The organism is Streptomyces europaeiscabiei (assembly GCF_001550375.1).
Lineage (GTDB): Bacteria > Actinomycetota > Actinomycetes > Streptomycetales > Streptomycetaceae > Streptomyces > Streptomyces europaeiscabiei.
Map to the genome: position 1 here is coordinate 1 of NZ_LRTR01000320.1, position 24,609 is coordinate 24,609.

Sequence of the window (24,609 nt, forward strand, 5' to 3'; positions counted from 1 at the left end):
AGGGGCCCCCGCCCGCGCAGGGCCCCGGCTACGGCTACCCGCAGACGCCCCCGCCGCAGCCCGGCTACGGCTACCCGGGCCAGCCCGGTCACCCTGGCCAGCCGGGTGCCTACGGCCAGCCGCAGCCCGGCCCGTACGGCCAGCAGCCGCAGCCCGGTCCCTACGGACAGCAGCCGCCCGGCCCGTACGGCTACCAGCCGCAGACCATGCCGATGCACCAGATGGGGCAGGCCCCGGGCGGCAAGAAGAAGGTCAACTCCACGGCGATCATCATCACCGCGGCGGTCGCGGCCATCGCGCTCATCATCGGCGGCGGCGTCTATGTCGCCACCTCCGCCGGGGACGACGACAACGGCAAGAAGGACACCGCCAGTTCGGAGGGCACGACAGGCGGCAAGGACGACACCAAGGGTGACGACGGCGGTTCGTCGTCGTCCGGCGGTTCGTCGTCCGGTGGCGTGGAGGTTCCGACCGAGGCGCAGGAGAAGACGCCCTCCAGCACCAGCGCGAAGATCCTCTTCCAGGTGCCCGCGCACGAGGTCAAGGAAAAGCTGACGATCGACAGCGTCAAGGGCTCCTGGCTGACGAAGACCACGTACGCCAAGTCGGCCCTGAACAAGATCATCGGCTATGACCCGGACAGCGGGAAGTCCAAATGGACGCTGGACCTGGCCGGTCAGACCTGCGCGGGCTCCCGTGAGATCACCACCGAGGGCATCGCCGTCGTGGTGACCGAGTCGGCCAAGCGCAAGAACAACGACGACCGCCACCCCTGCACCGAGGTCACCGCCTTCAACGTCGAGACCGGCAAGGAGGTGTGGACCAAGAGCGCCGAGACGAGCGGCGAGAAGGTGCCGTTCGGCGAGGTCACCATCTCCGGTACGACGGTCGCCGCGTCCGGCGGCTACGAAGGCGGTGCCGCGTTCGACGTCAACTCCGGCAAGGTGCTGTGGTCGCCGAAGGTCGGCGAGTGCACCGACGACGGCTACGCGGGCGGCGCCCAGCTGATCGCGGTCCGCAAGTGCGGCGACTACGGCAGCGAGACCTTCCAGATCCAGCTGCTCGACCCCAAGTCGGGCAGCGTCAAGTGGACCTACAAGGTGCCCTCCGGCATTCAGCGCGCCAAGGTCATCTCCACGAATCCGGTGGTCTTCGGCGTGGTGACGGGCAGCGACGTCCCGCTGACCGGCACCACCGACATCTTCTCGCTCGACGACAGCGGCAAGCTGCGCGCCAAGATCTCCATCCCGGACGACAAGTACGACTACGATTGCCCCGTCCGCGGTGTCTGGGCCTGCCGCGGCATCTACGTCGGCAACGACAAGGTGTACATGCCGACCAAGAACCACGACGGCACCGGCTCCTACAGCTCCACCAACGAGATCGTCTCCTTCTCGCTGGCCACCGGTAAGTCCACCGGCGACCGGGTCGACGCGGGCGACGACTACGAGCTGTTCCCGATCCGGATGGACGGGCCGAACATCATCGCCTTCAAGGACGGCCCGTACGACAAGGGCGCCCAGATCGTCTCCGTCGACGGCAAGACGCTGAAGCAGACCAAGCTCCTGGAGACCCCGTCCTCGGAGTCGGTGCTCCGCGCGATCAGCGGTATGACGCCGACGCTGAGCGAGATGCTCTACACCGACGGACGGTGGTTCATCGGCTCGGAACTCGTCAGCAAGCCGTACTCGGACGACGAGAAGGAGTACACGGCGCTCGGCTTCGGGGCGAAGTAACCCCACGCGCCCCCTCGGCCTCGTTCAACGGCCCCGCCCCAGCTCAGGGGCGGGGCCGTGCACGTATCCCTCATCACGCTCGAATAGGAGGGAATTTCGGTAATCCGGGGCACTTCTCTCCGGTAGGGGGAGCGCAACGTCGAACAAGCGTGTAGCTTCCGGGGTCATGAAGAGCGGGGAGCCGACGGGGAAGTCGGGGGGCTTCTGTCCGTGAGGACCAGTGGGCAGCCATAGTTGGCAACCATCTGGGGGACTGGGGGGTGGGGTGGCTCGATGGGAGTCCGGCTCATGGTGGTCGACGACCACCGACTGCTGGCCGAGGCGCTGGCCTCGGCGTTGAAGCTGCGCGGGCACCGCGTGCTGGCCGCGGCGGCGCCCGCCGCGGGCGCGGCGGAACTGGTGATCACAAGGGCACCCGAGGTGTGCCTGCTCGGCACGGCGACACCGGCCGAACCGGGCATCTTCGACCCGGTGGTCAGAATCAAGCGTGAACGCCCGCAGGTGGCGGTCCTGGTCCTCGGCCCGGTGCCCAATCCCCGAGGCATCGCGGCGGCGTTCGCCGCCGGCGCCTCGGGCTACGTCCGGCACGACGAGCGCATCGAGGGGGTCGAGCGGGCCATCATGAAGGCCCGCGCCGGCGAGGCCGCGGTGGCCCCCCAACTGCTCCAGGCCGCCTTCAGCGAACTGCTGAACCCCGCCGCCCAGCCGGACGACGAGGGCCAGCGGCTCCTGCAGATGCTGACCCCGCGCGAGGTCGAGGTCCTGGTCCGCGTCGCGGACGGCGAGGACACCCGCCTGATCGCGGCAGGCATGAACATCGCCCCGTCCACGGCCCGCACGCACGTCCAGCGGGTGTTGATGAAGCTGGGCGTGGGTTCGAGGCTGGAGGCGGCGGCGCTGGCGGCGCGTACGGGGTTGCTGGACCGGGCGGGGCCGGTGCCGCACCCGTCGCCGGGGGCGTAGGGCGGCTCCCGGTCGGCTGGGTCCGGGGGCCGCGACGGCATGACGGAGCCGCATCGGGCCGTCGGCCCGATGCGGCTCCCCGGGGATGCAGGATGCGGGTCAGTTCACGCCAAGAGCGTTCAAAACCGCCACGGAGACCTGGTCAGCGGCGTTCTTGTGGCCCTTGGCGTTGGGGTGGACGAAGGCCACCTGGAACGGGTCGAGGCTGGTGAGGAGGCCCTCGACCCACCTGCCCGCGTCACAGACGCTGTGGTTCCGGGTGGAGTCGGAGAGGCCGACGAAGGTGTCCCCGTGCTCACCGGCGGCCTTCTCGATGGTGGCGTTGAGCGGGTTCAGGACGTCGTCGCGCAGCCAGTCCAGGTCCCCCGGGGTGATCGAGGCGAACTGCTCGAAGTCGTTGTACCGGCACTTGGACGTGTCCTCGGGGACGACCGTGGGGTAGCCGACGTTCACGACCTTGGCGTGCGGGGCGCGCTCGTGGAGGGTGGCGAGCATGTCGTCATAGTCCTGGCTCACCTTGGTCAGCCGGCCGGGAATGTTGTCGGCCAGGTCGTCCCGGCACGGCGTGCCCACGCCGCCGCTGCCCTCGCCCAGTTGCAGGCAGGTGAAGAGGATCTCGGCGAACCCGAGGGTGTTGCCGCCCGCGCCGACGGTGATCACGTCGGTGCCGGGGCTCACCGCCTCGGACTGGGGAGGCACCGGGGGAAACGGGTAGTCGGGGTCCTCGGAGAACGGCGGCAGGTGGCGGCCGATCGGCTGCTGGGCGTTGAAGGTGATGTCCTCGATGGTGGCGGCACCGCAGCTGACATTGGTCAGTTCGACCAGTGAGCCGAGGTCGCGGTCGATGACCTGGGGGTACGACAGGTCGGTGCGCTCACAGCCGTCACGCGGGACTTCGAAGACCTCACCCGCCGCCGGGATGACCCCGGCGGTGTAGGAGTCGCCCAGGGCGACCCACTCGTAGGCCGCCGCGGCCGCCGGGGTGGCGCCGGCGAGTTGCACGGGGACGAGGGCGCCTGCGGCGAGAGCCACGGCGGAGCCCAGCACGGCCAGTCGAGTGCGCATGTTTGCCACGAATCCTCCAGAGATACGGTTTTGGCGGCGTTATGACCGTACGAGGAGTGTCACTCAGCGCACTAGATCCGATACGGACAGTGACTTACTGTCAGGTCTCTGGGATCACCCCAGTTCCGGGTGGCGGGTTCTGAACGGGTGAGGTCGGCATGCGGACCAAGTGCGTCCGCTTGTCGACGTATCCGGCGCGGTGCTCGATCACCGCGAGGGCATTCCTGGCAGCCCTGCGGAGCCCGGACCGCCGAACGGCCCCTGTCGGTTGTCCTGTTCGCGTCCGTCGTCGTCGCGGACGGTGATCAACCGCGGGGCGAGGTGAACCTGCCGGTGGTTATGGCGTGGAGGAGGTGGGCGACCGGGGTGGGGGTGGTCGCGATGACGGAGGTGGGGGCGTCGGATTCGCGGAGGTGTAGGTCGTCGGGGGTGGCGGCGAGTTCTACGCAGGTGTCGCCTTCGCCGCCGTCGGAGAACGTCGACTTCCGCCAGGTGCCGGGGATCATCGTCGGCTCCCCCAGGGTTCCTTCGTCCGAACAGCTTCGGTGATCACGGGCGGCGCGGGGTGAACCTGCCGGAGGTTATTGCGCGAAGGAGTCCCGTGACGGGCGCGGGCGTGGTGGTGAGGACGGTAGCGGGGGTATCGGATTCGCGGAGGTGGATGGCAAGAGCGTCGGCGGCTGCTGCGAGTTCGACACACGTGTTGCCGTCTCCGCCGTCCGAGAACGTGGACTTCTGCCAGAGCAAGGCCTGAGCCATGGGGGGGCCTCACACTTCCTTCGACAAACGGTGGATGAAGTCGCGCGACGCGATGGGCTCCAGCGACGCCTCCTTCACCTTACGGAAGAGTGTTCGGAGTTGCTTCAGCCGCGGCTCTACATCAATGAACATCGTTCCGGTGGGAGCGTCGCGTAGCCCAGTGTCCAGTTGGGGCACCGGGCCGCCCGCGTACATCATCGAGGCCCCGGCGCCCGCGAAGCCGTCCTGATCCGTGGGGATGACTCGTACAGTGACGTGATCCTGCTCGCTCTGCTCCAAGATCTGGCGGAGTTGGGCGCGGGCGACGCCCCGGTCGGCCACGCGAAGGCGCAGGGCGAACTCGTGAATGAGCGTCTCATACGGGGCAGGGCTGCTCCCGTCGATGACGGTTCGTCGCCGCATCCGGTGTTCCACCCGGGGGTTCAGCTCGCTCTCGGGCAGCCCGGGGGCCATGTACGAGTAGACCGCGCGTGCATAGTCGGCGGTTTGTAGAAGCCCGGGCACATGCGTGATCACCACCTCGTGGAGCAACGCGGCATGGTGCTCCACCTCGGCGGTGTCGAGGAACACCGGGGGCAACACTCCTCGGTATTCCTCCCACCAGCCCCGCGTGCGATCGGTCGCCATCGCCGCCAGGGCCTCGATCAACCCCTCGTCCGCACAGGCGTAGTGAGCGGCGAGGCGACGTACCCGAGCGGCACTCACGCCCGCGACCCCGGACTCGATCTGGCTCATCTGGACCGAGTCGGCTCCTAGGAGCGCCGCTGCCTCCCGCGCCTTCATGCCGGTCGCCTCGCGCAGTTTGCGCAGCTCGGAGCCCAGTCGCACTCTGCGGGCCGTGAGATGCCTCTTCGGCGGCACTGATGCCTCCTCGTAATACCGTCAGTCACGCCCCGCACACACTGCGGTATCGCCGGCACCCCGGAAGCGCACCTCTCCGTCACGCCCCGACGGCTGAGGCAATGCCACCGCCCGCCCGGACCACCTCCCCACTCTCACCCCCGCCTCGGAGCTGACCCATGCCCGAAATCGCACCCGCCCCCGAACCCTGGGAGTACGTCCTCCACATCCCTCACGACCCCCGAGCCGTCACCGTCTCCCGTCGCACCCTCCGCCTGATCCTCACCACGCACGGCCTGACCGCCCTGCTGGACCCCGCCGAACTCCTCGCCACCGAGCTGATCGCCAACGCCGTACTCCACACCAAGGGCCCCGCCGCCCTCCGCGTGAGCTGGTCGGGGAACACCCTGTGGATCGGAGCGTGGGACGCCGACCCCGAACCCCCCGAGCCGCCGGGGCGGTTGGCGCAACGGCCCGACGCGGAGGCCGGCCGAGGCCTCGCCCTCGTACGGGCCTGCACGGACGTATGGGGCTGGCAGCCGTCATCCCGCTTCGGGCACCCGGGCAAATATGTGTGGTGCGAAGTGATGGCCGCGTAGCTCGTTGCGCACGCCGACAGAAAAGGAGTCGGCCTCAGCCGTGGGGGACGACGGCCACCGGGCAGCGCACGTGGTGGAGCGCTGCCTGCACCACGTGGCCCAGGTGGGATCCCAGCCCGTGGCGGTGCGCACTGCGGCCCACCACCAGCAGTGCGGCACCCTCGGCGGCGTGCATGACGGCCTTGGCGTGGCCGGTCAGACGCACACTGTCGGCCACGTCCACCTGCGGATACTTCTCGCGCCAGGGGCGCAGTGCCTTGTCCAGCAGCTTTCGCGCGTCCCCGGTCAGTTCCTCGGTGACATCGTGGTCCACACCCCAGGGCACGCGTGCGTGGAGCGGCACGCTCCGCCCGTGGACGGCCAGGAGCGGAACGCCCCTGGCGGCGGCGGAGTGGAAGGCGAAGTCCAGCAGTTCGTCGGAGGAGCCGTGCAGTTTCAGGGCTACGACCACGCGGCTCGCGGTTGCCTCATGGGGCGCCTCCTCCCCGGCCCGCCCCTGGGCATCGGCTCGGACGAGGATGACCGGCCGCTGGGCCCGTGCGACGACGGGCAGGCTGATGTCTCCCAGGAAGTAGCTTTCCACCGACTCCAGCCTCCGTGAGCCGAGCACGGTCATCTCCGACTCCGAAGCAGCCTGGATCAGGGCGCTCTGGGCGTCGTCGGGGACCAGGCTCCCGACGACCAGCAGTCCCGGGTGGCGGGTCTGGAGCTCTGCTCGCGCGGTGTGGACGAGACGCTTCGCCCAGTAGTTCTGGTCGACCTCCGGAGGAGTGCCGGTCGGTTCAGGAGCCAGCAGCGGCCACGCATGCAGCAGACGCAGGGTCAGCTTGCGCTTCTCGGCCTCGTCGGCGGCCCAGCGGGCGGCGGCGAGGCTCTCGGGTGAGCCGTCCAGGCCCACGGTGACAACGGGTTGCATGGCGGCGGCCTCCGTCTCGTACGAAGCAGGCAATGACTGACGGTGCACGTGGATGACGGTGAGCGAGTCCGACAGGTGGAGGTCCGGACGTCGCCGACGTGCCGAGCGAGATGCGTTGTCCCCTTCGAGGAGTACCCCATTACCCTCCACGGCGCATGTGGACCCGGCTGACCTGCGAAAACGGAGACGCGGGATCCGTGCGGACCCAGCCGACGAGAGGTGGCGCGGGATGTCACCCTCGCCGTGTCTTCGGCGATCACGCACGGTGATTGACCTCGAACCCACACGCGGTGGGCAGGGTGAATTCCGGCGCTCGTCGCCGTGAGGTGTCGGCTGGCCAGGTGCGCGCCGAGCCGGCCGGACATGGCAGTCCTTTCTGGCCGTGATCCCCGCCGCGGGCAACGCGTTCCCGGCAACGGCAGGACCTGGAAGAAGACCGCCGCCGTGAACGGCAAGCTGCTCAAGCTCCGCAGCCCCGCCAAGCCCGGCGGGGGCCAACTGCGTTGCGCCAGGATCGACGGTCGGGTCGGCGAAGCCAATAGTTGGGATCTGGTGATCTTTGTTTGTTTGTGATGGTGACGAACGTCGGAACTTGTGCTTTGATGTGTTTGGTTCTGTTTGATGGGTGGGATGGGGAGTCCGGCGTGAAGAAGACCTCGACCCGACTGGCCGACGGTCGTGAGCTGATCTACTACGACCTGCGCGACGACACCGTGCGCGACGCGGTGGACAAGCGACCCCTGGATCGCACCGTCACCACTTCGGAGGTGCGCCGGGACCCGCTGCTCGGTGACTCGGTCGCGATCGCCTCGCACCGGCAGGGCCGCATCTACCACCCCCCGGCGAACGAATGTCCGCTCTGCCCCTCCGAGGGCGACCGGCTCAGCGAGATCCCGGACGCGTCGTACGACGCCGTCGTCTTCGAGAACCGCTTTCCCTCCCTCGCCGGTGACTCCGGCCGCTGCGAGGTCGTCTGCTTCACCTCGGACCACAACGCGTCCTTCGCCGACCTGACCGACGAGCAGGCACGCCTCGTCCTGGACGCGTGGACCGACCGCACCGCGGAGCTGTCGCACCTGCCCTCCGTCGAGCAGGTGTTCTGCTTCGAGAACCGCGGCGCCGAGATCGGCGTGACCCTGGGGCACCCGCACGGGCAGATCTACGCGTACCCCTTCACCACCCCCCGCACCGCGCTGATGCTGCGCTCGATCGCGGCCCACAAGGACGCCACCGGCGGCGAGAACCTCTTCGACGCCGTCCTGGAGCGGGAGCTCGCCGACGAGCGGATCGTGCTCCGGACCGAGCACTGGGTCGCCTTCGTGCCGTACGCGGCGCACTGGCCGTACGAGGTCCACCTGTACCCGACGCGCCGGGTGCCGGACCTCCTCGCCCTGGACGAGGACGCGCGCTCAGAATTCCCCAAGGTCTATCTGGAACTCTTGAGGCGCTTCGACCGGATCTTCGGTGAGGGTGAACCTCCGACGCCGTACATAGCGGGCTGGCACCAGGCGCCGTTCGGCACGCTGGAGGAGTTCGAGGGTGTCCAGCGTGAGGACTTCGCGCTCCACCTCGAGCTTTTCACCATCCGCCGCACCTCCGGCAAGCTGAAATTCCTCGCGGGTTCCGAATCCGGCATGAACGTGTTCATCAACGACGTGCCGCCGGAGCGCGCGGCCGAGCGACTGCGAGAGGTAGCGAGTTCATGAGCGGTAAGTACCTGGTCACCGGTGGCGCGGGCTATGTCGGCAGCGTGGTCGCCCAGCATCTGCTGGAGGCGGGCCACGAGGTCGTCGTCCTCGACAACCTCTCCACGGGCTTCCGCGAGGGCGTGCCCACGGGCGCGTCCTTCATCGAGGGCGACATCCGGGACGCCGCCAAATGGCTGGACTCCTCCTTCGACGCCGTCCTCCACTTCGCCGCGTTCTCGCAGGTCGGCGAGTCCGTCGCGAAGCCGGAGAAGTACTGGGACAACAACGTCGGCGGCACCATGGCCCTGCTCGGCGCGATGCGCGAGGCGGGCGTCCGCAAGCTGGTCTTCTCCTCCACGGCCGCCACCTACGGCGAGCCCGAGACGACCCCGATCGTCGAGTCCGCGCCGACAAAGCCGACGAGCCCGTACGGCGCCTCCAAGCTCGCCGTCGACCACATGATCACCGGGGAGGCCGCCGCCCACGGCCTGGGCGCCGTCTCGCTGCGCTACTTCAACGTGGCCGGCGCGTACGGCTCCTGCGGTGAGCGCCACGACCCCGAGTCGCACCTCATCCCGCTGGTCCTCCAGGTCGCGCAGGGCAAGAGGGACGCGATCTCCGTCTTCGGCGACGACTACCCGACCGCCGACGGCACCTGCATCCGCGACTACATCCACGTCGCCGACCTCGCCGACGCCCACCTGCTGGCGCTGGACGCCGCGCGGCCCGGCGAGCACCTCATCTGCAACCTCGGCAACGGCAGCGGCTTCTCGGTGCGGGAAGTGATCGAGACCGTCCGGCAGGTCACCGGCCACCCGATCCCCGAGGTCATCGCGCCGCGCCGCGCCGGCGACCCGGCGACCCTGGTCGCCTCCGCCGCCACGGCCCGCGAACGCCTCGGCTGGAACCCGTCCCGCGCGGACCTCGCGGAGATCGTCGCGGACGCGTGGCAGTTCGCACAGGCGCGGACGAAGTAGCTTCGCGCAGGCGCACGCCGAGTAGGACGGGTTCGCGCCCGCGGGCGCCAAGTAGTGTGCCGGCTCGGCCAGTTCATTCAGGCCGGGCCAGTTCTTCGGTTGAGTACGGAAAGGTCAGGGTCAGGGGATGAGCGAGGCTGTCGTCGTCGCCGAGCGGTTCGAGGAGCTGTACGGGGCGGAGCCGGAGGGAGTGTGGGCCGCGCCGGGCCGGGTGAACCTCATCGGCGAGCACACCGACTACAACGACGGCTTCGTCATGCCCTTCGCCCTCCCGCACACCACGATCGCGGCGGTGTCCCGGCGCACGGACGGCCGTCTGCGCCTGCACTCCGACGACGTCGGGGGCGGTGTCGTCGAGCTGTCCCTCGACGGGCTGACCCCGGAAGCCGACCGCGCCTGGACGGCGTACCCGTCCGGCGTCGTCTGGGCCCTGCGCGAGGCCGGCCACACGGCGGTGACCGGCGCCGACATCCACCTCACGTCGACGGTCCCGACCGGCGCCGGCCTGTCCTCGTCCGCGGCGCTGGAAGTGGTCGTGGCCCTCGCCCTCAACGACCTCTTCGCCCTCGGCCTCAAGGGCTGGCAGCTGGCCCGCCTGTGCCAGCGCGCCGAGAACGTCTACGTCGGCGCCCCCACCGGGATCATGGACCAGACGGCCTCCGCGTGCTGCGAGACCGGCCACGCCCTGTTCCTCGACACCCGCGACCTCTCCCAGCGCCAGATCCCCTTCGACCTGGCCGCCGAGGGCATGCAGCTCCTCGTCGTCGACACCCAGGTCAAGCACTCCCACAGTGAGGGCGAGTACGGCAAGCGCCGCGCCGGCTGCGAGAAGGGCGCCGCCCTCCTCGGCGTCGACGCGCTGCGGGACATCGCGTACGACGGGTTGGACGCGGCCCTCGACCGCCTCGGCGACGAGGAGGAGGTCCGCCGCCTGGTCCGCCACGTGGTGACGGAGGACCAGCGGGTCGAACGCGTGGTCGCCCTCCTGGAGTCGGGCGAGACCCGGGCGATCGGCCCCCTCCTCGTCGAGGGCCACGCCTCCCTGCGCGACGACTTCCGCATCTCCTGCCCCGAACTGGACCTCGTCGTCGACACGGCCCTCTCGGCCGGCGCCCTCGGCGCCCGGATGACCGGCGGCGGCTTCGGCGGTTCCGCGATCGTCCTCGTCGACGAGACCGACGCGGACGCGGTCACGAAGGCGATCGAGGAGGCCTTCGCCGCAGCCGACTTCACGGCCCCCCGGGTCTTCGTGGCGGTGCCTTCGGCGGGGGCACGACGGGTTTCCTGACCCGCCGCGCCCTGGCGGCCACCGGGCCGCTCGTCCCGGCCGTCAGCCGATCTTCTTCGTCAGCGTGTACTCCGTGATCCCCGGCGGATAGTCGGGGATCACGCACACCACCTCGTAGCCGAGTCGTTTGTAGAACTCCGGGGCCTGGAAGTCCCAGGTCTCCAGGCGGACGGAGCGGCAGCCGCGGTCGCGGGAGGCTGTGAGTTCGGCCGTCGACAGCAGGTACGAGCCGAGGCCCGCGCCCCGGTGGCGCTCGTCGACCCAGAGGTAGGTGACGTGCAGCCAGGTGGCCCAGGTGTGGCCCGCCAGGCCGCCGACCACGTCGCCCGTCTCGTTCAGGGCCCACACCTGCAGTGGGGATTCGCGTTCACCGGGGGTGCCGCGCAGGTCGCGGAGGATCGGCGAGGCGGCGGTGTTGCTGGCGCGCAGTCGGGAAAGTAGTAATTGACTTCGTTCCTTGTCGACTTCTGTCTCGATACGAAACATGTGGCACACCATAAACGTGCTGGACAACCAGTTCTGCAAATTACCTTCCGCTCCTGCCCCCCGGCCGTACCCTGATGAACAGCATCGGTGGGGGCCGGTGCTGATCAGGGGGCGAGACAGTCGGGTACGACGCCCGGAGTGGGGGTAGCGGTTCAGCACGGCGGCGGCCGTGCGGCTGCGACGCCCCGTCCCAGGTGTAGACCGGGGCACGCTCCGGGCGCCGTACTCGCGCCGGCCGTCCCCCGACCAGTGGGGGTTTCAGTGGTTCGCATCCGAGTCCTGGTCGTCGACGACCACCGTATCTTCGCCGAGTCGCTCGCCGCGGCCCTGGCCGCCGAGCCGGACGTCGACGTGTCCGCGGCGGGCAGTGGCCCGGCCGCGCTGCGCTGTCTGGACCGCGCGGCGGCGGAAGGGCGCAAGTTCGACGTGCTTCTGGTCGACGCAGACCTGGGGGGCCACGTCCACGTCCCCGGCGTGCGTCCGGCCGCCGTGCCCACAGCCGTCCCGGACGGCAGCGAGGACGGGCTCGTGGACGGCATATCGCTCGTCGCGGGCGTGCGTTCGGGCCAGCCGAGCGTACGGATCGTCGTTCTCGCCGAGAAGGATGATCCGCGCCGGGCCGCGCTGGCCCTCCAGGCGGGTGCGTGCGGGTGGGTCGCCAAGGACTGCTCGCTGTCCCGGCTGCTCACCGTCATCCGGGGAGTGCTGCGCGACGAGACGCATCTGCCGCCCGCGCTTCTCACGGGCGTCCTGCGGGAGTTGACCGCCGCCCGCAAGCACCGCACGGAGAGTGAGCGGCTCGTCGAGTCCCTCACCCCGCGTGAGCGGGAAGTGCTTCGGTGCATGGTGGCGGGGCTGGGGCGCAAGGCCGTGGCCGAGCGCCTGTTCCTCTCGCCGCACACCGTCCGCACCCACATGCAGAACGTCCTCGGAAAGCTGGGCGTCCACTCCACCCTCGCCGCCGTCGCGCTCGCGCGCCGGGCCGGGGTCGGGCCGGTGGACCTGGGGCCCACCGGGCGGATCATGCCGGAGGAGAGCAGCAGCGCCTGATCGGCGCCGGTGAGCGGACCTCGCGTCTCCGGCGAAGCCCGCCCGGCAGGCCCTCAGCCGGGGATGTTGTCGAACGGGGCGGTCAACTGGCGTAGCAGGCCCGCCAGGTCGCCCCGCTGGGCGCGGGACAGCTCGGCCAGGATCGCCCGTTCCTGGTCGAGGAGTCCGGCCAGTGCCTGGTCCGCGCGGTCCCGGCCCTCGTCCGTCAGCCGGACGAGTACGCCGCGGCGGTCACTGGGGTCGGGCAGTCGTTCGACCAGGCCCTTCTTCGTCAGCCGGTCGATCCGGTTCGTCATCGTGCCCGACGTCACCAGCGTCTGCGTGAGCAGCTGACCGGGCGAGAGCTGATACGGGTTCCCCGCACGCCTCAGCGCCGTCAGCACGTCGAACTCCCACGGCTCCAGCTGGTGCTCGGCGAACGCCAGCCGGCGTGCGCGATCCAGGTGCCGGGCAAGTCTGCTCACCCGGCTGAGTACTTCCAGCGGCTCCACGTCGAGGTCGGGGCGCTCCCGGCGCCACGCTGCGACCAGCCGATCGACCTCGTCCTCCATGGCGATCAGTGTAGTGGTTGTGTCGATGTGAAGTCTCTTGATATCGAGAAGATTAGCGTCGAGTCTCTTGACATCGAGATATACGGCTACGAGAGTGGAGGCGTCCGGAGCCGGGCGGCGACACCCCGCGCCGGGGTCCGGAGGAATGACGCGGATTCACGAGGAGGTAGTCCCCATGCCCGCCACCAGCCCCACCTGGGACCCCCAGCAATACCTGCGGCACGCCGGCCACCGCGCCCGCGCCTTCGTCGACCTGCTCGCCCACGTCCCGGAACCACCCGCGGAGCGCCCCCGCATCGCCGACCTCGGCTGTGGCCCCGGCAACGTCACCCGCCTCCTCGCCGACCGCTGGCCCACCGCGCACATCACCGGGTACGACAACTCGCCCGAGATGCTCGACAGGGCCCACGTCGACCACGAAGGACCCACCCCCGGTGGCGGCCTCATCGGCTTCGCCGCGGCGGACGTACGGACCTGGGCGCCCCAGGAGCCGTACGACCTGATCGTCAGCAACGCCGCCTTCCAGTGGGTGCCCGGCCACCTCAACCGCTTCCCCTTCTGGGTCGACGCCCTCGCCCCCGGTGGCACCTTCGCCTTCCAGGTCCCCGGCAACTTCGACTCGCCCAGTCACCGTCTCATGCGCGAACTCGCCCACTCCGCCCGCTGGAAGGACCGGCTCGGCGAGACGCTCCGGCATGACGACGCGGTCCATTCCCCCGCGGGATACCTCGCGGCCCTCGCCGACCTCGGCTGCGAGGTCGACGCGTGGGAGACGACGTACGTCCATCTCCTCCAGGGCGAGGACGCGGTGCTCGACTGGGTGACGGGGACGGGGCTGCGGCCGGTCCTCACCGAACTGGGCGCGGACGCCGAGCCGTTCGTGGCCGAGTACCGGGACGCGCTGCGCGAGGCCTATCCGCCCACCGCGCACGGCACACCGTTCCCGTTCCGCCGCATCTTCGTCATCGCCCACAAGCCGGGGGCGCGCCGGTGATCGCCTCCGTCGACCATGTCCTCCTCGCCGCCCCGCCCGGTGCGGAGGACCGGTTGCGGGCGTACTACGTCGGGGTCCTCGGGATGACGGAGATCCCGAAGCCGCCCGCGCTCGCGGTGCGGGGAGGGTGCTGGTTCGGGGCGGGGGAGGTGATTCTGCACCTCGGGGTGGAGACGGGCTTCCGGCCGCCGAGGAAGGCTCACCCCGGGTTGCGGGTGCGGGGCATCGACGCGTACGCCGCCCGCCTGGCCGGGCGCGGGGCGCCGGTCGTCTGGGACGACGACCTGCCGGGGTATCGGCGGTTCTACTCCGAGGATCCGGTGGGGAACCGGCTGGAGTTCCTGGAGCCGTCCTGAGGCTCGGGGAGGGAGTCCGAGGCGCGGGGAAGGGGCGGCAGCGGGTCTGTCGCGAGGGTGCGGGGAGAAGGGGCGGCGGGTCTGTCGCGGGGGTGCGGGGTCGATGTCGATGTTGTGCAAAATATTGACGGCAGGTAGATGCACGCCTACCTTCGCGGTGTTCCTCCCTCGTTCCCCCCTTAGCTCCAGGGAGACCCGCATGTCCCCGTCCCCTCTCACCAACCCCGCCGAACAGGCCGAACAGGCTCTGCGTACACGGCAGTTGCGTCGCGTCGCGCTCTCCGGGCTGCTCGGTACGGCCGTCGAGTTCTACGACTTCCTCGTCTACGGAACGGTCGCCGCGCTCGTCTTCGGCGAGCTGTTCTTCCCGGGCGCCGACCCGGCCGTCGGCACGATCGCCGCGTTCGGCACCTTCGCCGCCGGATACGTCGCCCGCCCCCTCGGCGGCATCATCTTCGGGCACTTCGGCGACCGGCTCGGTCGTAAGTCCATGCTGCTGCTGACCATGGGGCTGATGGGCGGTGCCAGCTTCCTCATCGGGCTGCTGCCCACCTACGACACCATCGGTGTCTGGGCGCCCGTCCTCCTCATCACCCTGCGGGTGCTCCAGGGCATCGCCATCGGCGGTGAATGGGGCGGCGCCACGCTGATGGTCGTCGAGCACGCCGGTGAGAAGCGGCGCGGACTGTGGTCCAGCTTCACGCAGATGGGAGCACCGCTCGGCTCCCTGCTGTCGTCGGTCGTCGTGACGTTCGTGGTGGCCATGCCCCGCGACGAGTTCGCCGCGTGGGGCTGGCGCGTGCCGTTCCTGCTCAGCGTCGTGCTGCTCGGTGTCGGGCTCTTCGTCCGGCTGAAGGTGGTGGAGAGCCCGCTCTTCGCCAAGGTCAAGAAGGACCGGGGCGAGGCCCGGCTGCCGATCGTGGACGTGCTGCGCCGGCCGCGTGCGCTGGTGCTGGCCGCGTGTGTCGGTATCGGCGCGTTCACCGCGCAGTCCCTGCTGACCAGCTACCTCATCGCGTACGCCACCGGTATCGGCTATCCCCGGCCGCAGGTTCTGACCGCGCTCACGGTCTCCGCCGGTGTCGCCCTGGTGGTCCTGCCGTGCGCGTCGGCGCTCTCCGACCGTGTCGGCCGGCGCCCCGTCGTCCTGGCCGGGGCCATCGCCTCCGTGGCCCTCGCCTTCCCCGTGCTCGCGCTGGTGGACTCCAAGTCGCCGGGGCTGCTGATCCTCGCGGTCGTACTCGGCCACGGTTTCGCCCAGTCCGTGATGTACGGGCCGCTGGGGGCGCTGCTCACCGAGATGTTCGGGACCAAGGTGCGCTACACCGGGGCGTCCCTCGGGTACCAGCTCGCCACCTTGATCGGTGCCGGGTTCTCGCCGATGATCGCGGGGAGTCTGGTGGCGGCCAACGGGGGTTCCAGTACGCCGATCTCGCTGCTGATCTGCGGGGGTGCGGCGATCACCGCCGTGACCGTGTGGTTCGTCAGGGAGACGCACCGGGAGTCCCTGGGCGACGTGTCCCTCCGGGAGGGCGCGGCGAAGGAGGAGGTGGCCTCGTAGGCCGGCTGGTTCGGTGACCTGCGCTCGGGTGGGGCGGGGCTGTGGGTCGTTGCTCGGCTGCGGTCGGGTGGGGCTTCTCGCGCAGTTCCCCGCGCCCCTATCGGGGCGCGGCCCGCAGCCCGATTCCGCACCCCGGACCGCACGGCCCCAGCCCCTGATCAGGCTCGCGAACAGTGCGGCCCACCCCTCCGCCAGGCCCGGAATCATGCGGGGCCCACCCCTCCGCCAGGCCCGGAATCAAGCGGTTGCCCCATCGCCTGACCACCGCTGCGTGGCCCCCGTACCCTTACCGCTGTGGAGGACGAGATCCTGGATGCCGATGTCGTCGGTGCGCCGCAGTTGCGGCCGCAGTCGTTGGTGCTGTCCTTCTTCGGGAATCACGTGCTGGACCTGGGGGAGGGCGGCCTCGGGGTGTACTCGGGGAGCATCATCGATGTGCTCGGGCGGGTCGGCACGGGGGAGCAGGCCGTGCGGTCGACGCTGACGCGGATGGTGAACCGGGGGCTGCTGCTGCGCCAGCGCGAGGGCCGGAGGATGTTCTTCGGGCTCACCCCGCACGCGGAGGACATCCTGCGCGACGGCGGACAGCGCATCTGGCGCGACGGCGCGGTGAACGAGGACTGGGACGGCACCTGGACCCTCCTCGGCTTCTCCTTCCCCGAGTCCTGGCAGCGCCAGCGGCACGATCTGCGCTCCCGGCTCACCTGGTCCGGATTCGGCGCCCTCTACAGCGGGCTGTGGATCGCGCCGGGGCGGGTGGACGTGCGGGAGATCGTCTCCGAGCTGGGCCTGGACGCGCATGTGAAGGTGTTCCACGCGCAGGCCGACGAGTTCACCGACATCGGGCTGATGATCCGTGAGAGCTGGGACCTGGAGGTCCTGGCCGCGCGCTACGGCGCCTTCGACAAACGGTGGACCACCGCCGAACTCGCCGCCGCCGACCCGATCGCCACCCGGCTGCGGCTCGTCGCCGAGTGGCTGCGCATCATCCGTACCGACCCGCGTCTGCCCGTGCAGCATCTGCCCGCCGAGTGGCCCGCGCGGCAGGCCCAGGACACGTTCCGGCGCATCGCCGAACAGACGGCGGGCCCGGCCGGACGGATGGCGGCGGACGTTCTGGAAACGACTCCGCTGCGCCCCGCTTCACTCGAAAGGCCGTAGCCAAAACGGATTTTCGTATTCCGTGCGGAGTTTCATATTCCGTCTCGCCGATGCTCCTGAGTGCCCTTGGTGCGGGAGTGGCTGATATTGTTCTTTCGATTTTATTTCTGAAGGATATATTCTCGGCTTACTTTTTTGTTGCCTCCCGTGTGTTGACCGGGGAAGTGGGAGGCGTGGCTGTGACCAGGGGGGATCTGGGCCAGTGAGGATCTGTTGGGCCGTCCGGCGCGTTGGACGGGGTTGGTGACGCGCGCCACATAGGCTTTCGGCCGCCCGGCCGGGATTTCATCGTGCGATGCGCATACGTGCGTATCTCTTTGCGATTTTCCCGGTCGGTCGATTTCCGCTGCGCCAATTCATTTAATTTCTTGATTGTCGACCACGTATCGCGCATACAGCCGTGCGCGCGCATTCCCTGACCTGACCGCCAGGGGGCGCGGGCGCGATGACGCCCGCGCTCGGGCGGTTTCCAGGGGGAAACACATATGAAGATCGCCTTTTTGATCAACAATGCCTTCGGCATCGGTGGCACCATCCGCTCGACGACGAACCTGTCGGCCGCGTTCGCCGACCGGCACGACGTCGAGGTCGTCAGCGTCCACCGCTCCCGTGACGAACCGGCGCTCCCGTTCGACCCGCGCGTCCGTCTGACCTCGCTGATCGACCTGCGGGAAGGAGTTCCCGGGTTCGAGGGCGACCACCCGCTCACCAAGCTGCCCGGCACGATGTTCCCCTACAGCGGGGCCACCGGGAACCTGCCCTACACCGCGCTGCAGGACGAACGCATCGGCGGCTTCCTCGCCCGTACCGAGGCCGACGTGGTCATCGCCACCCGCCCGGACCTCAACGGATACCTCGCCCGCGACGGCCGCCGCCGCTATCTGCGCGTCGGCCAGGAGCACCTGAGCCTCGACCAGTACCGCGAACCGCTGCGCACCAACCAGAACGAGGCCATCGCCGGACTCGACGCCTATGTCACCGTCTCCGAGGCCGACGCCGCCCAGTACCGCGCAGCCCTGCCCGGCGTCGGCACCACCATCGTGTGCGTGCCCAACGGCGTCCGGGCTTCCGCCGTCGAACGCTCCACCCTGGACTCCCAGGTCATCGTCGCCGCCGGCCGGCTCATCCCCATCAAGCGGTACGACCGGCTGGTGAGCGCCTTCGCCAAGGTGGCCGCCGAACACCCCGGCTGGACCCTGCGGATCTACGGGCGCGGGCCGCAGAAGGAGAACCTGAGGGAGCAGATCGACCGGCTCGGACTGCACGACCGGGTCTTCCTCATGGGAGCGGTCTCGCCGATCGAGCCCGAGTGGGCCAAGGGCGCCGTCGCCGCCGTCTCCTCCGACATGGAGTCCTTCGGCATGACCATCGTCGAGGCCATGCACTGCGGGGTCCCCGTCGTCGCCACCGACTGCCCGCACGGCCCCGGCGAGATCATCACCGACGGCCAGGACGGCATCCTCGTCCCGCTCGACGGGGACGTCGACGCCTACGCCGACGCGCTGAAACGAGTCGTCACCGACGAGGCGCTGCGCGAGCGGCTCGGCAAGGAGGCGCTCGGCAAGGCCGACGCGTACGCCCCCTCCGTCATCGCCCACCGCTACGAGAACCTCTTCGAGGAGCTGTCCCGGACCCGGCGCCGCCGATGGGACGGCGCCGCCCGGCTGGGACAGCTCGTCGCCCGCGCCGTCCGTCCGCGTTCCGCGCAGGCGGTTCCCGCCGCCGAGGCCGAGGGGAGCGCTCCCACGCCCACGGCGCACGCCCGCGCGACCCCCGACGGAGGCTTCCTCGTCCGCCTCGACCCGGCCGGGCTGCCCACCGGGCCCCTCGACCTCGTCGCCCGGCTGCGCCGCGACCCCGGCAAGCGGCACATCCGGGTGCCGGTCCTGCCGACGGCCGACGCGCCGGACACCGTGGTGCAGGCGGCCCTCCGCCCGGCCGAGCACACCCTCGCCGAGGGCCGCTGGGACTGCTACGTCGCGCAGCGCGGCACGAACAAGCGGGTGCGGCTGAGCGCACGACTGGTCGAGCAGGCCGCGCTGGTCGGGCGGGTGCCGAGTGTCGACCGGCGGGGGGTGGCGGCGTGGATTCCGTACCTGACCGCCGACGGGTTCCTCGCGCTGCGGACGTGGCTGCGGCCCGCGCACGCGGAGATCGACACCGTCGAGGTGGGCGACGGGTCGATGACCGTGACCGCGGCGCTGTACGGGGACGCCGCTCCGGTGGAGGAGGGAACGTCGGTCCGGGTCGTCTCCCGGACCGACACCGCGTACGACTTCTCCGTGGCCGCGCGGGCCGTGGGGGAGCGGGGGTTCCGGTTCACCGTTCCGTACGGCGAGATCATGGCCCGGCGCGGTGTCGAGCACGACCTGTGGGATCTGCGGCTGGACACCGTGCCGGTGGGGCGGATCGGCGGGGACGTGGTGGAGCGGCGGAAGACCGATCTGGTGCCCGGGGAAGTGTTCGAGCACGTCGAGCGGGGGCGGACTCGGGTTCGGCCGTACTTCACCGTGAACAACGAGCTGGCGCTCAGCGCGAAGGATGTGGCGGCCGACTGAAGGGACCGGTTCGCCGTGAGGGCTCGGGTGCGTGAAGCCCCACTCACCCGCGCCCACCCGACGACCGCACCGCCCGTCCCGCCCGCTAACTCTTGCGGTGCCCGATCAGCCGCGGCTTCTGGTTGAGGCCGTCCAGGCCGTGCCAGGCCAGATTGACCAGGTGCGCGGCCACCTCGGCCTTCTTCGGGCGCCGGACGTCCAGCCACCACTGACCCGTCAGGGCGACCATGCCGACCAGGGCCTGGGCGTAGAGGGGGGCCAGTTTGGGGTCGAAGCCGCGGTTCTTGAACTCGCGGCCGAGGATGTCCTGCACCTGGGTGGCGATGTCGGAGATCAGCGAGGCGAAGGAACCCGTGGACTGGGGGATGGGGGAGTCCCGGACCAGGATGCGGAAGCCGTCCGTGTACTCCTCGATGTAGTCGAGGAGGGCGAAGGTGGCCTGTTCGCAGAGTTCGCGGGGGTGGCCGGCCGTGAGGGAGCTGGTCACCATGTCCAGAAGGCGGCGCATCTCACGGTCCACGACGACGGCGTAGAGGCCCTCCTTGCCGCCGAAGTGCTCGTACACCACCGGCTTGGAGACCCCCGCCTTGGCGGCGATCTCCTCCACCGACGTGCCCTCGAAGCCCTTCGCGGCGAAGAGGGTGCGACCGATTTCCAGCAGTTGCTGACGGCGCTCGGCCCCCGTCATCCGGGTGCGGCGGACACGCCGCGGCTTCTCGTTGCTCGGGGTGCTGCTGGAGTCGGTCGCCACGGCGTCAATCATGCCGTCTCGGCGGGTGCCTTCCGCTGCCTGGTGCCGTCCTCACCCGTCTTACGCCTGGAATCGATACGCGAGCGTGACGGCCAGCGGACGTCGTACGCCCAGCCGAACACTTCGAACCAGCGGATGAGCCGCGCGGAGGAGTCCAGCTGACCGCGCTCCACACCGTGGCGGGCGGAGGTGGGGTCGGCGTGGTGGAGGTTGTGCCACGACTCGCCGCAGGACAGGACCGCCAGCCACCACACGTTGCCCGAGCGGTCGCGGGACTGGAAGGGGCGCTTGCCGACCGCGTGGCAGATCGAGTTGATCGACCAGGTCACGTGGTGCAGCAGCGCCACCCGGACGAGCGAGCCCCAGAAGAACGCGGTGAACGCGCCCCACCAGGACATCGTCACCAGACCGCCGATCAGTGGCGGCAGGGCGAGGGAGAGGAGGGTCCAGTAGATGAACTGACGCGAGATCGCCCGGAGCGCCGGGTCCTTGATCAGGTCGGGCGCGTACTTCTCCTGCGAGGTCTGCTCCTCGTCGAACATCCAGCCGATGTGGGCCCACCACAGGCCCTTCATCAGCGCGGGGAGCGTCTCGCCGAAGCGCCACGGCGAGTGGGGATCGCCCTCGGCGTCGGAGAACTTGTGGTGCTTGCGGTGGTCGGCCACCCAGCGGACCAGCGGGCCCTCGACGGCCATCGAGCCGGCGATCGCCAGCGCGATCTTCAACGGGCGCTTGGCCTTGAACGAACCGTGCGTGAAGTGCCGGTGGAAGCCGATCGTGATGCCGTGGCAGCCCAGGTAGTAGAAGAACACCAGCAGGCCGAGATCCAGCCAGCTCACGCCTCCCCAGCTCCAGGCCAGCGGCACCGCCGCGAGGAGCGCGAGGAACGGGACGGTGATGAAGAGGAGCAGCGTGATCTGCTCGATCGAACGCTTCTGTTCGCCGCCCAGCGTGGCCGACGGCGTGGCGGAGTCGGTCGCGGCGGAGCCTGGGGAACCGTTCGAATTCGGGGCTTCTTCAATCACATCGGACCTTGTGCTCATGGGCGTCCCCTGGGGGGTCGAGGGTGGAGAGAGGGGGGAAGTGCCTGCGGCAACAGCGTGCGGGGGCTACCTGTCGGCTTTCCCTACGGTTCCGTAACCTACGGCATCGTAAGTATGGCAGCGCGGTGCGGGGCGGCAAGGGCCCACCTGTCTGCGCGTCCAGGTGTGACGGGCGGGCCCGGTGGAAAGGTGGCACTCAGTGCCGCAAAAGTGGCACCCGTCGCCGGAGGCGCCCAGGTGGACGCCTATCCTGGACTCGGTCGGACAGCGCGGTCCGCTCTGAATCCTGCCCTGATGCCTGGGCCCGCACAGCGGCCCGAGCCGCCGGGTCCCCGCCCGGGTTCCCCTCCGGACGAGCTTCAACACTGCAAGGAGCCGCACCTGTGAGCAGTGCCGACGACCAGACCACGACGGTCAGCAGCGAGCTGCGCGCCGACATCCGGCGCCTGGGCGATCTGCTGGGCGAGACCCTCGTACGACAGGAGGGACCCGAACTCCTGGAACTCGTCGAGCGCGTCCGCCGCCTGACCCGCGAGGACGGCGAAGCCGCCGCCGAACTGCTGCGCGGCACCGAGCTGGAGACCGCCGCCAAGCTCGTCCGCGCCTTCTCCACCTACTTCCACCTGGCCAACGTCACCGAGCAGGTGCACCGCGGCCGCGAGCTGAGGGCACGCCGTGCCGCGGAGGGCGGTCTTCTCGCCCGTACGGCCGATCGCCTGAAGGACGCCGACCCCGAGCACCTGCGCGAGACGGTCGGGAACCTCAACGTCCGCCCCGTCTTCACCGCCCACCCCACCGAGGCCGCGCGCCGGTCGGTCCTCAACAAGCTCCGGCGCATCGCCGCACTGCTGGAAACCCCCGTCATCGACTCCGACCGCCGCCGCCACGACACCCGACTGGCCGAGAACATCGACCTCGTCTGGCAGACGGACGAACTGCGCGTCGTGCGTCCCGAGCCCGCCGACGAGGCCCGCAACGCCATCTACTACCTGGACGAGCTGCACGCCGGCGCGGTCGGTGACGTCCTGGAGGACCTGACGGCCGAGCTGGAGCGGGTCGGCGTGACGATCCCCGACGCCACGCGCCCCCTCACCTTCGGCACCTGGATCGGCGGCGACCGCGACGGCAACCCCAACGTCACCCCCCAGGTGACCTGGGACGTCCTCATCCTCCAGCACGAGCACGGCATCAACGACGCCCTCGAACTCATCGACGAGCTGCGCGGCTTCCTCTCCAACTCCATCCGCTACACCGGCGCCACCGAGGAACTGCTCACCTCGCTCCAGGCCGACCTCGAAGCCCTGCCCGAGATCAGCCCCCGCTACAAGCGCCTCAACGCCGAGGAGCCCTACCGCCTCAAGGCCACCTGCATCCGGCAGAAGCTGGAGAACACCAAGCAGCGCCTGGCCAGGGGCATCCCGCACGAGGACGGCCGCGACTACCTCGGCACCGCCGAACTCCTCCGCGACCTCACCCTCATCCAGACCTCGCTGCGCGAGCACCGCGGCGGCCTCTTCGCCGACGGCCGGATGAACCGCACGATCCGCACGCTCTCCGCCTTCGGCCTCCAGCTCGCCACGATGGACGTCCGCGAACACGCCGACGCCCACCACCACGCCCTCGGCCAGCTCTTCGACCGCCTGGGCGAGGAGTCCTGGCGCTACGAGGACATGCCCCGCGAGTACCGCCACAAGCTGCTCGCCCGCGAACTGCGCTCCCGGCGCCCACTGGCCCCGACGCCCGCGCCGCTGGACGCCGCCGGGGCCAAGACCCTCGGTGTGTTCGAGACCGTCAAGAAGGCGCTGGCCGTCTTCGGCCCCGAGGTCATCGAGTCGTACATCATTTCGATGTGTCAGGGTGCCGACGACGTCTTCGCCGCCTCGGTCCTGGCGCGCGAGGCCGGGCTCATCGATCTGCACGGCGGCTGGGCCAAGATCGGCATCGTGCCGCTGCTGGAGACGACCGACGAGCTGAAGGCCGCCGACACGATCCTGGAGGAGATGCTCGCCGACCCCTCCTACCGGCGGCTCGTCGCCCTGCGCGGAGACGTCCAGGAGGTCATGCTCGGCTACTCCGACTCCTCGAAGTTCGGCGGCATCACGACCTCGCAGTGGGAGATCCACCGGGCACAGCGCCGCCTGCGTGACGTCGCCCACCGGTACGGCGTACGGCTGCGGCTCTTCCACGGCCGCGGCGGCACGGTCGGCCGTGGCGGCGGCCCCTCGCACGACGCGATCCTCGCGCAGCCGTGGGGCACGCTGGAGGGTGAGATCAAGGTGACCGAGCAGGGTGAGGTCATCTCCGACAAGTACCTCGTCCCGTCCCTGGCCAGGGAGAACCTGGAACTGACGGTCGCCGCCACCCTCCAGGCCTCCGCCCTGCACACCGCTCCCCGTCAGTCGGAGGACGCCCTGGCCCGCTGGGACGCGGCCATGGACCTGGTCAGCGACGCGGCGGAGTCCGCCTTCCGCCGGCTCGTCGAGGACCCCGACCTCCCCGCGTACTTCTTCGCCGCCACACCCGTGGACCAGCTCGCCGACCTGCACCTCGGGTCCCGGCCCTCGCGCCGCCCGGACTCCGGCGCCGGACTCGACGGCCTGCGGGCCATCCCGTGGGTCTTCGGCTGGACCCAGTCACGGCAGATCGTGCCCGGCTGGTTCGGCGTCGGCTCCGGACTGAAGGCGCTGCGTGAAGCGGGCCTGGACACCGTGCTCGACGAGATGCACGGACAGTGGCACTTCTTCCGCAACTTCCTCTCCAACGTCGAGATGACGCTGGCCAAGACGGACCTGCGGATCGCCCAGCACTACGTCGACACCCTCGTCCCCGACGAGCTCAAGCACGTCTTCGCCACCATCCGGGCCGAACACGAGCTGACCGTCCGCGAGGTCCTGCGCATCACCGGCGAGGGCAAGCTCCTCGACGCCGACCCGGTCCTCCAGCAGACCTTCTCCATCCGCGACGCCTACCTCGACCCGATCTCCTACCTCCAGGTCGCCCTCCTCAAGCGCCAGCGAGACGCTGCCGCTGCGGAGGCGGAGGCCGATCCGTTGCTGGCGCGGGCCTTGCTGCTCACGGTCAACGGGGTGGCGGCGGGGCTGCGCAACACGGGCTGATCCCGGGTTCGTTGTCGGCTGACGGTCGGTGGGGGCTTGTCGCGCAGTTCCCCGCGCCCCTGAAGACCAGGCCCTGCGGGCCTGGAGGACGACGGCCGGGCGGGCTGAAAAGCACGGGGCGCAGCCCCTGCTTTTCAGGGGCGCGGGGAGC

At 70.2% G+C, this 24,609-nt stretch carries 23 protein-coding genes; 14 read left to right on the forward strand and 9 right to left on the reverse strand.

What is annotated here, in order from left to right; all coding sequences use genetic code 11:
- Together AWZ10_RS15595 and AWZ10_RS15600 are read left to right on the forward strand one after the other, a co-directional pair.
- The coding region (locus AWZ10_RS15595) for an outer membrane protein assembly factor BamB family protein (protein ID WP_060891354.1) at positions 1 to 1,736 on the forward strand (1,736 nt) is incomplete at its 5' end.
- Between the two features lie 273 nt (positions 1,737 to 2,009).
- Positions 2,010 to 2,699, forward strand: a complete 690-nt coding sequence (locus AWZ10_RS15600) for a helix-turn-helix transcriptional regulator (protein WP_079104376.1) — start codon at positions 2,010 to 2,012, stop codon at positions 2,697 to 2,699.
- A gap of 99 nt (positions 2,700 to 2,798) precedes the next feature.
- Here the strand turns inward: AWZ10_RS15600 and AWZ10_RS15605 are convergent, their stop codons facing one another.
- The 4 genes from AWZ10_RS15605 to AWZ10_RS15620 all read right to left on the reverse strand — a co-directional run bounded on the left by AWZ10_RS15605 (position 2,799) and on the right by AWZ10_RS15620 (position 5,384).
- Positions 2,799 to 3,764, reverse strand: coding sequence for an SGNH/GDSL hydrolase family protein (locus AWZ10_RS15605; RefSeq protein WP_244172499.1), 966 nt, complete (start codon positions 3,762 to 3,764; stop codon positions 2,799 to 2,801).
- A gap of 305 nt (positions 3,765 to 4,069) precedes the next feature.
- On the reverse strand, positions 4,070 to 4,270 hold the full coding sequence (locus AWZ10_RS15610; protein ID WP_060891356.1) for a DUF397 domain-containing protein: 201 nt from the start codon (positions 4,268 to 4,270) through the stop codon (positions 4,070 to 4,072).
- 43 nt (positions 4,271 to 4,313) lie between these two features.
- Complete coding sequence (locus tag AWZ10_RS15615) at positions 4,314 to 4,523, reverse strand: DUF397 domain-containing protein (protein WP_060891357.1); 210 nt, start codon at positions 4,521 to 4,523, stop codon at positions 4,314 to 4,316.
- 9 nt (positions 4,524 to 4,532) lie between these two features.
- Positions 4,533 to 5,384 carry a helix-turn-helix domain-containing protein gene (locus AWZ10_RS15620; protein ID WP_060891358.1) on the reverse strand — a complete coding sequence of 284 codons (852 nt, stop codon included), beginning with the start codon at positions 5,382 to 5,384 and terminating at the stop codon, positions 4,533 to 4,535.
- A gap of 158 nt (positions 5,385 to 5,542) precedes the next feature.
- Here AWZ10_RS15620 and AWZ10_RS15625 point away from each other — a divergent pair, with 158 nt between their 5' ends.
- Entirely contained in the window at positions 5,543 to 5,962 is a 420-nt protein-coding gene (locus tag AWZ10_RS15625; protein WP_046705479.1) for an ATP-binding protein, read from the forward strand.
- A 34-nt stretch (positions 5,963 to 5,996) separates the two neighbouring features.
- Here the strand turns inward: AWZ10_RS15625 and AWZ10_RS15630 are convergent, their stop codons facing one another.
- Positions 5,997 to 6,878, reverse strand: a complete 882-nt coding sequence (locus AWZ10_RS15630; RefSeq protein WP_046705478.1) for a universal stress protein — start codon at positions 6,876 to 6,878, stop codon at positions 5,997 to 5,999.
- Positions 6,879 to 7,322: 444 nt separating this feature from the next.
- Here AWZ10_RS15630 and AWZ10_RS55090 point away from each other — a divergent pair, with 444 nt between their 5' ends.
- The 4 genes from AWZ10_RS55090 (at position 7,323) to galK (ending at position 10,831) form a co-directional block, all read left to right on the forward strand.
- Positions 7,323 to 7,451, forward strand: coding sequence for a hypothetical protein (locus AWZ10_RS55090; RefSeq protein ID WP_267893573.1), 129 nt, complete (start codon positions 7,323 to 7,325; stop codon positions 7,449 to 7,451).
- A 71-nt stretch (positions 7,452 to 7,522) separates the two neighbouring features.
- Positions 7,523 to 8,584 carry a galactose-1-phosphate uridylyltransferase gene (gene galT, locus AWZ10_RS15635; protein ID WP_060891359.1) on the forward strand — a complete coding sequence of 354 codons (1,062 nt, stop codon included), beginning with the start codon at positions 7,523 to 7,525 and terminating at the stop codon, positions 8,582 to 8,584.
- On the forward strand, positions 8,581 to 9,543 hold the full coding sequence (gene galE / locus AWZ10_RS15640; RefSeq protein WP_060891360.1) for a UDP-glucose 4-epimerase GalE: 963 nt from the start codon (positions 8,581 to 8,583) through the stop codon (positions 9,541 to 9,543). The genes galT and galE overlap by 4 nt, the downstream gene beginning before the upstream one ends.
- Positions 9,544 to 9,670: 127 nt before the next feature.
- The gene (galK, locus tag AWZ10_RS15645; protein WP_060891361.1) at positions 9,671 to 10,831 is read left to right on the forward strand and encodes a galactokinase; all 1,161 of its coding nucleotides are present in this window, start codon (positions 9,671 to 9,673) and stop codon (positions 10,829 to 10,831) included.
- Positions 10,832 to 10,873: 42 nt separating this feature from the next.
- Here the strand turns inward: galK and AWZ10_RS15650 are convergent, their stop codons facing one another.
- Positions 10,874 to 11,329: a GNAT family N-acetyltransferase gene (locus tag AWZ10_RS15650; RefSeq protein WP_046705474.1), complete on the reverse strand. Its 456-nt coding sequence runs from the start codon at positions 11,327 to 11,329 to the stop codon at positions 10,874 to 10,876.
- Between the two features lie 249 nt (positions 11,330 to 11,578).
- Here AWZ10_RS15650 and AWZ10_RS15655 point away from each other — a divergent pair, with 249 nt between their 5' ends.
- Positions 11,579 to 12,367, forward strand: a complete 789-nt coding sequence (locus AWZ10_RS15655; RefSeq protein ID WP_046705473.1) for a LuxR C-terminal-related transcriptional regulator — start codon at positions 11,579 to 11,581, stop codon at positions 12,365 to 12,367.
- Positions 12,368 to 12,420: 53 nt separating this feature from the next.
- Here AWZ10_RS15655 and AWZ10_RS15660 read toward each other — a convergent pair whose 3' ends face one another.
- Entirely contained in the window at positions 12,421 to 12,918 is a 498-nt protein-coding gene (locus tag AWZ10_RS15660; RefSeq protein ID WP_037705601.1) for a MarR family winged helix-turn-helix transcriptional regulator, read from the reverse strand.
- A gap of 175 nt (positions 12,919 to 13,093) precedes the next feature.
- Here AWZ10_RS15660 and AWZ10_RS15665 point away from each other — a divergent pair, with 175 nt between their 5' ends.
- The 5 genes from AWZ10_RS15665 to AWZ10_RS15685 all read left to right on the forward strand — a co-directional run bounded on the left by AWZ10_RS15665 (position 13,094) and on the right by AWZ10_RS15685 (position 19,548).
- Positions 13,094 to 13,912 (forward strand): trans-aconitate 2-methyltransferase, encoded by an 819-nt coding sequence (locus AWZ10_RS15665; RefSeq protein WP_060891362.1) that lies wholly within the window; start codon positions 13,094 to 13,096, stop codon positions 13,910 to 13,912.
- Entirely contained in the window at positions 13,909 to 14,268 is a 360-nt protein-coding gene (locus AWZ10_RS15670) for a VOC family protein (protein WP_060891363.1), read from the forward strand. Before AWZ10_RS15665 ends, AWZ10_RS15670 begins: the two co-directional genes overlap by 4 nt.
- A gap of 199 nt (positions 14,269 to 14,467) precedes the next feature.
- Positions 14,468 to 15,829, forward strand: a complete 1,362-nt coding sequence (locus AWZ10_RS15675) for an MFS transporter (protein ID WP_060891364.1) — start codon at positions 14,468 to 14,470, stop codon at positions 15,827 to 15,829.
- Between the two features lie 294 nt (positions 15,830 to 16,123).
- Positions 16,124 to 16,990 carry a PaaX family transcriptional regulator gene (locus AWZ10_RS15680; protein ID WP_046706163.1) on the forward strand — a complete coding sequence of 289 codons (867 nt, stop codon included), beginning with the start codon at positions 16,124 to 16,126 and terminating at the stop codon, positions 16,988 to 16,990.
- 485 nt (positions 16,991 to 17,475) lie between these two features.
- Positions 17,476 to 19,548 carry a glycosyltransferase family 4 protein gene (locus AWZ10_RS15685; protein ID WP_060891365.1) on the forward strand — a complete coding sequence of 691 codons (2,073 nt, stop codon included), beginning with the start codon at positions 17,476 to 17,478 and terminating at the stop codon, positions 19,546 to 19,548.
- An 85-nt stretch (positions 19,549 to 19,633) separates the two neighbouring features.
- On the opposite strand, the gene AWZ10_RS15690 is transcribed toward AWZ10_RS15685, so the two are convergent.
- Together AWZ10_RS15690 and AWZ10_RS15695 are read right to left on the reverse strand one after the other, a co-directional pair.
- Positions 19,634 to 20,311: a TetR/AcrR family transcriptional regulator gene (locus AWZ10_RS15690; RefSeq protein ID WP_046706161.1), complete on the reverse strand. Its 678-nt coding sequence runs from the start codon at positions 20,309 to 20,311 to the stop codon at positions 19,634 to 19,636.
- Positions 20,308 to 21,342 (reverse strand): acyl-CoA desaturase, encoded by a 1,035-nt coding sequence (locus tag AWZ10_RS15695; protein ID WP_046706160.1) that lies wholly within the window; start codon positions 21,340 to 21,342, stop codon positions 20,308 to 20,310. Before AWZ10_RS15695 ends, AWZ10_RS15690 begins: the two co-directional genes overlap by 4 nt.
- Before the next feature lie 383 nt (positions 21,343 to 21,725).
- Here AWZ10_RS15695 and ppc point away from each other — a divergent pair, with 383 nt between their 5' ends.
- Complete coding sequence (gene ppc / locus AWZ10_RS15700; RefSeq protein WP_060891366.1) at positions 21,726 to 24,458, forward strand: phosphoenolpyruvate carboxylase; 2,733 nt, start codon at positions 21,726 to 21,728, stop codon at positions 24,456 to 24,458.
- The last annotated feature ends 151 nt before the right edge of the window (positions 24,459 to 24,609 follow it).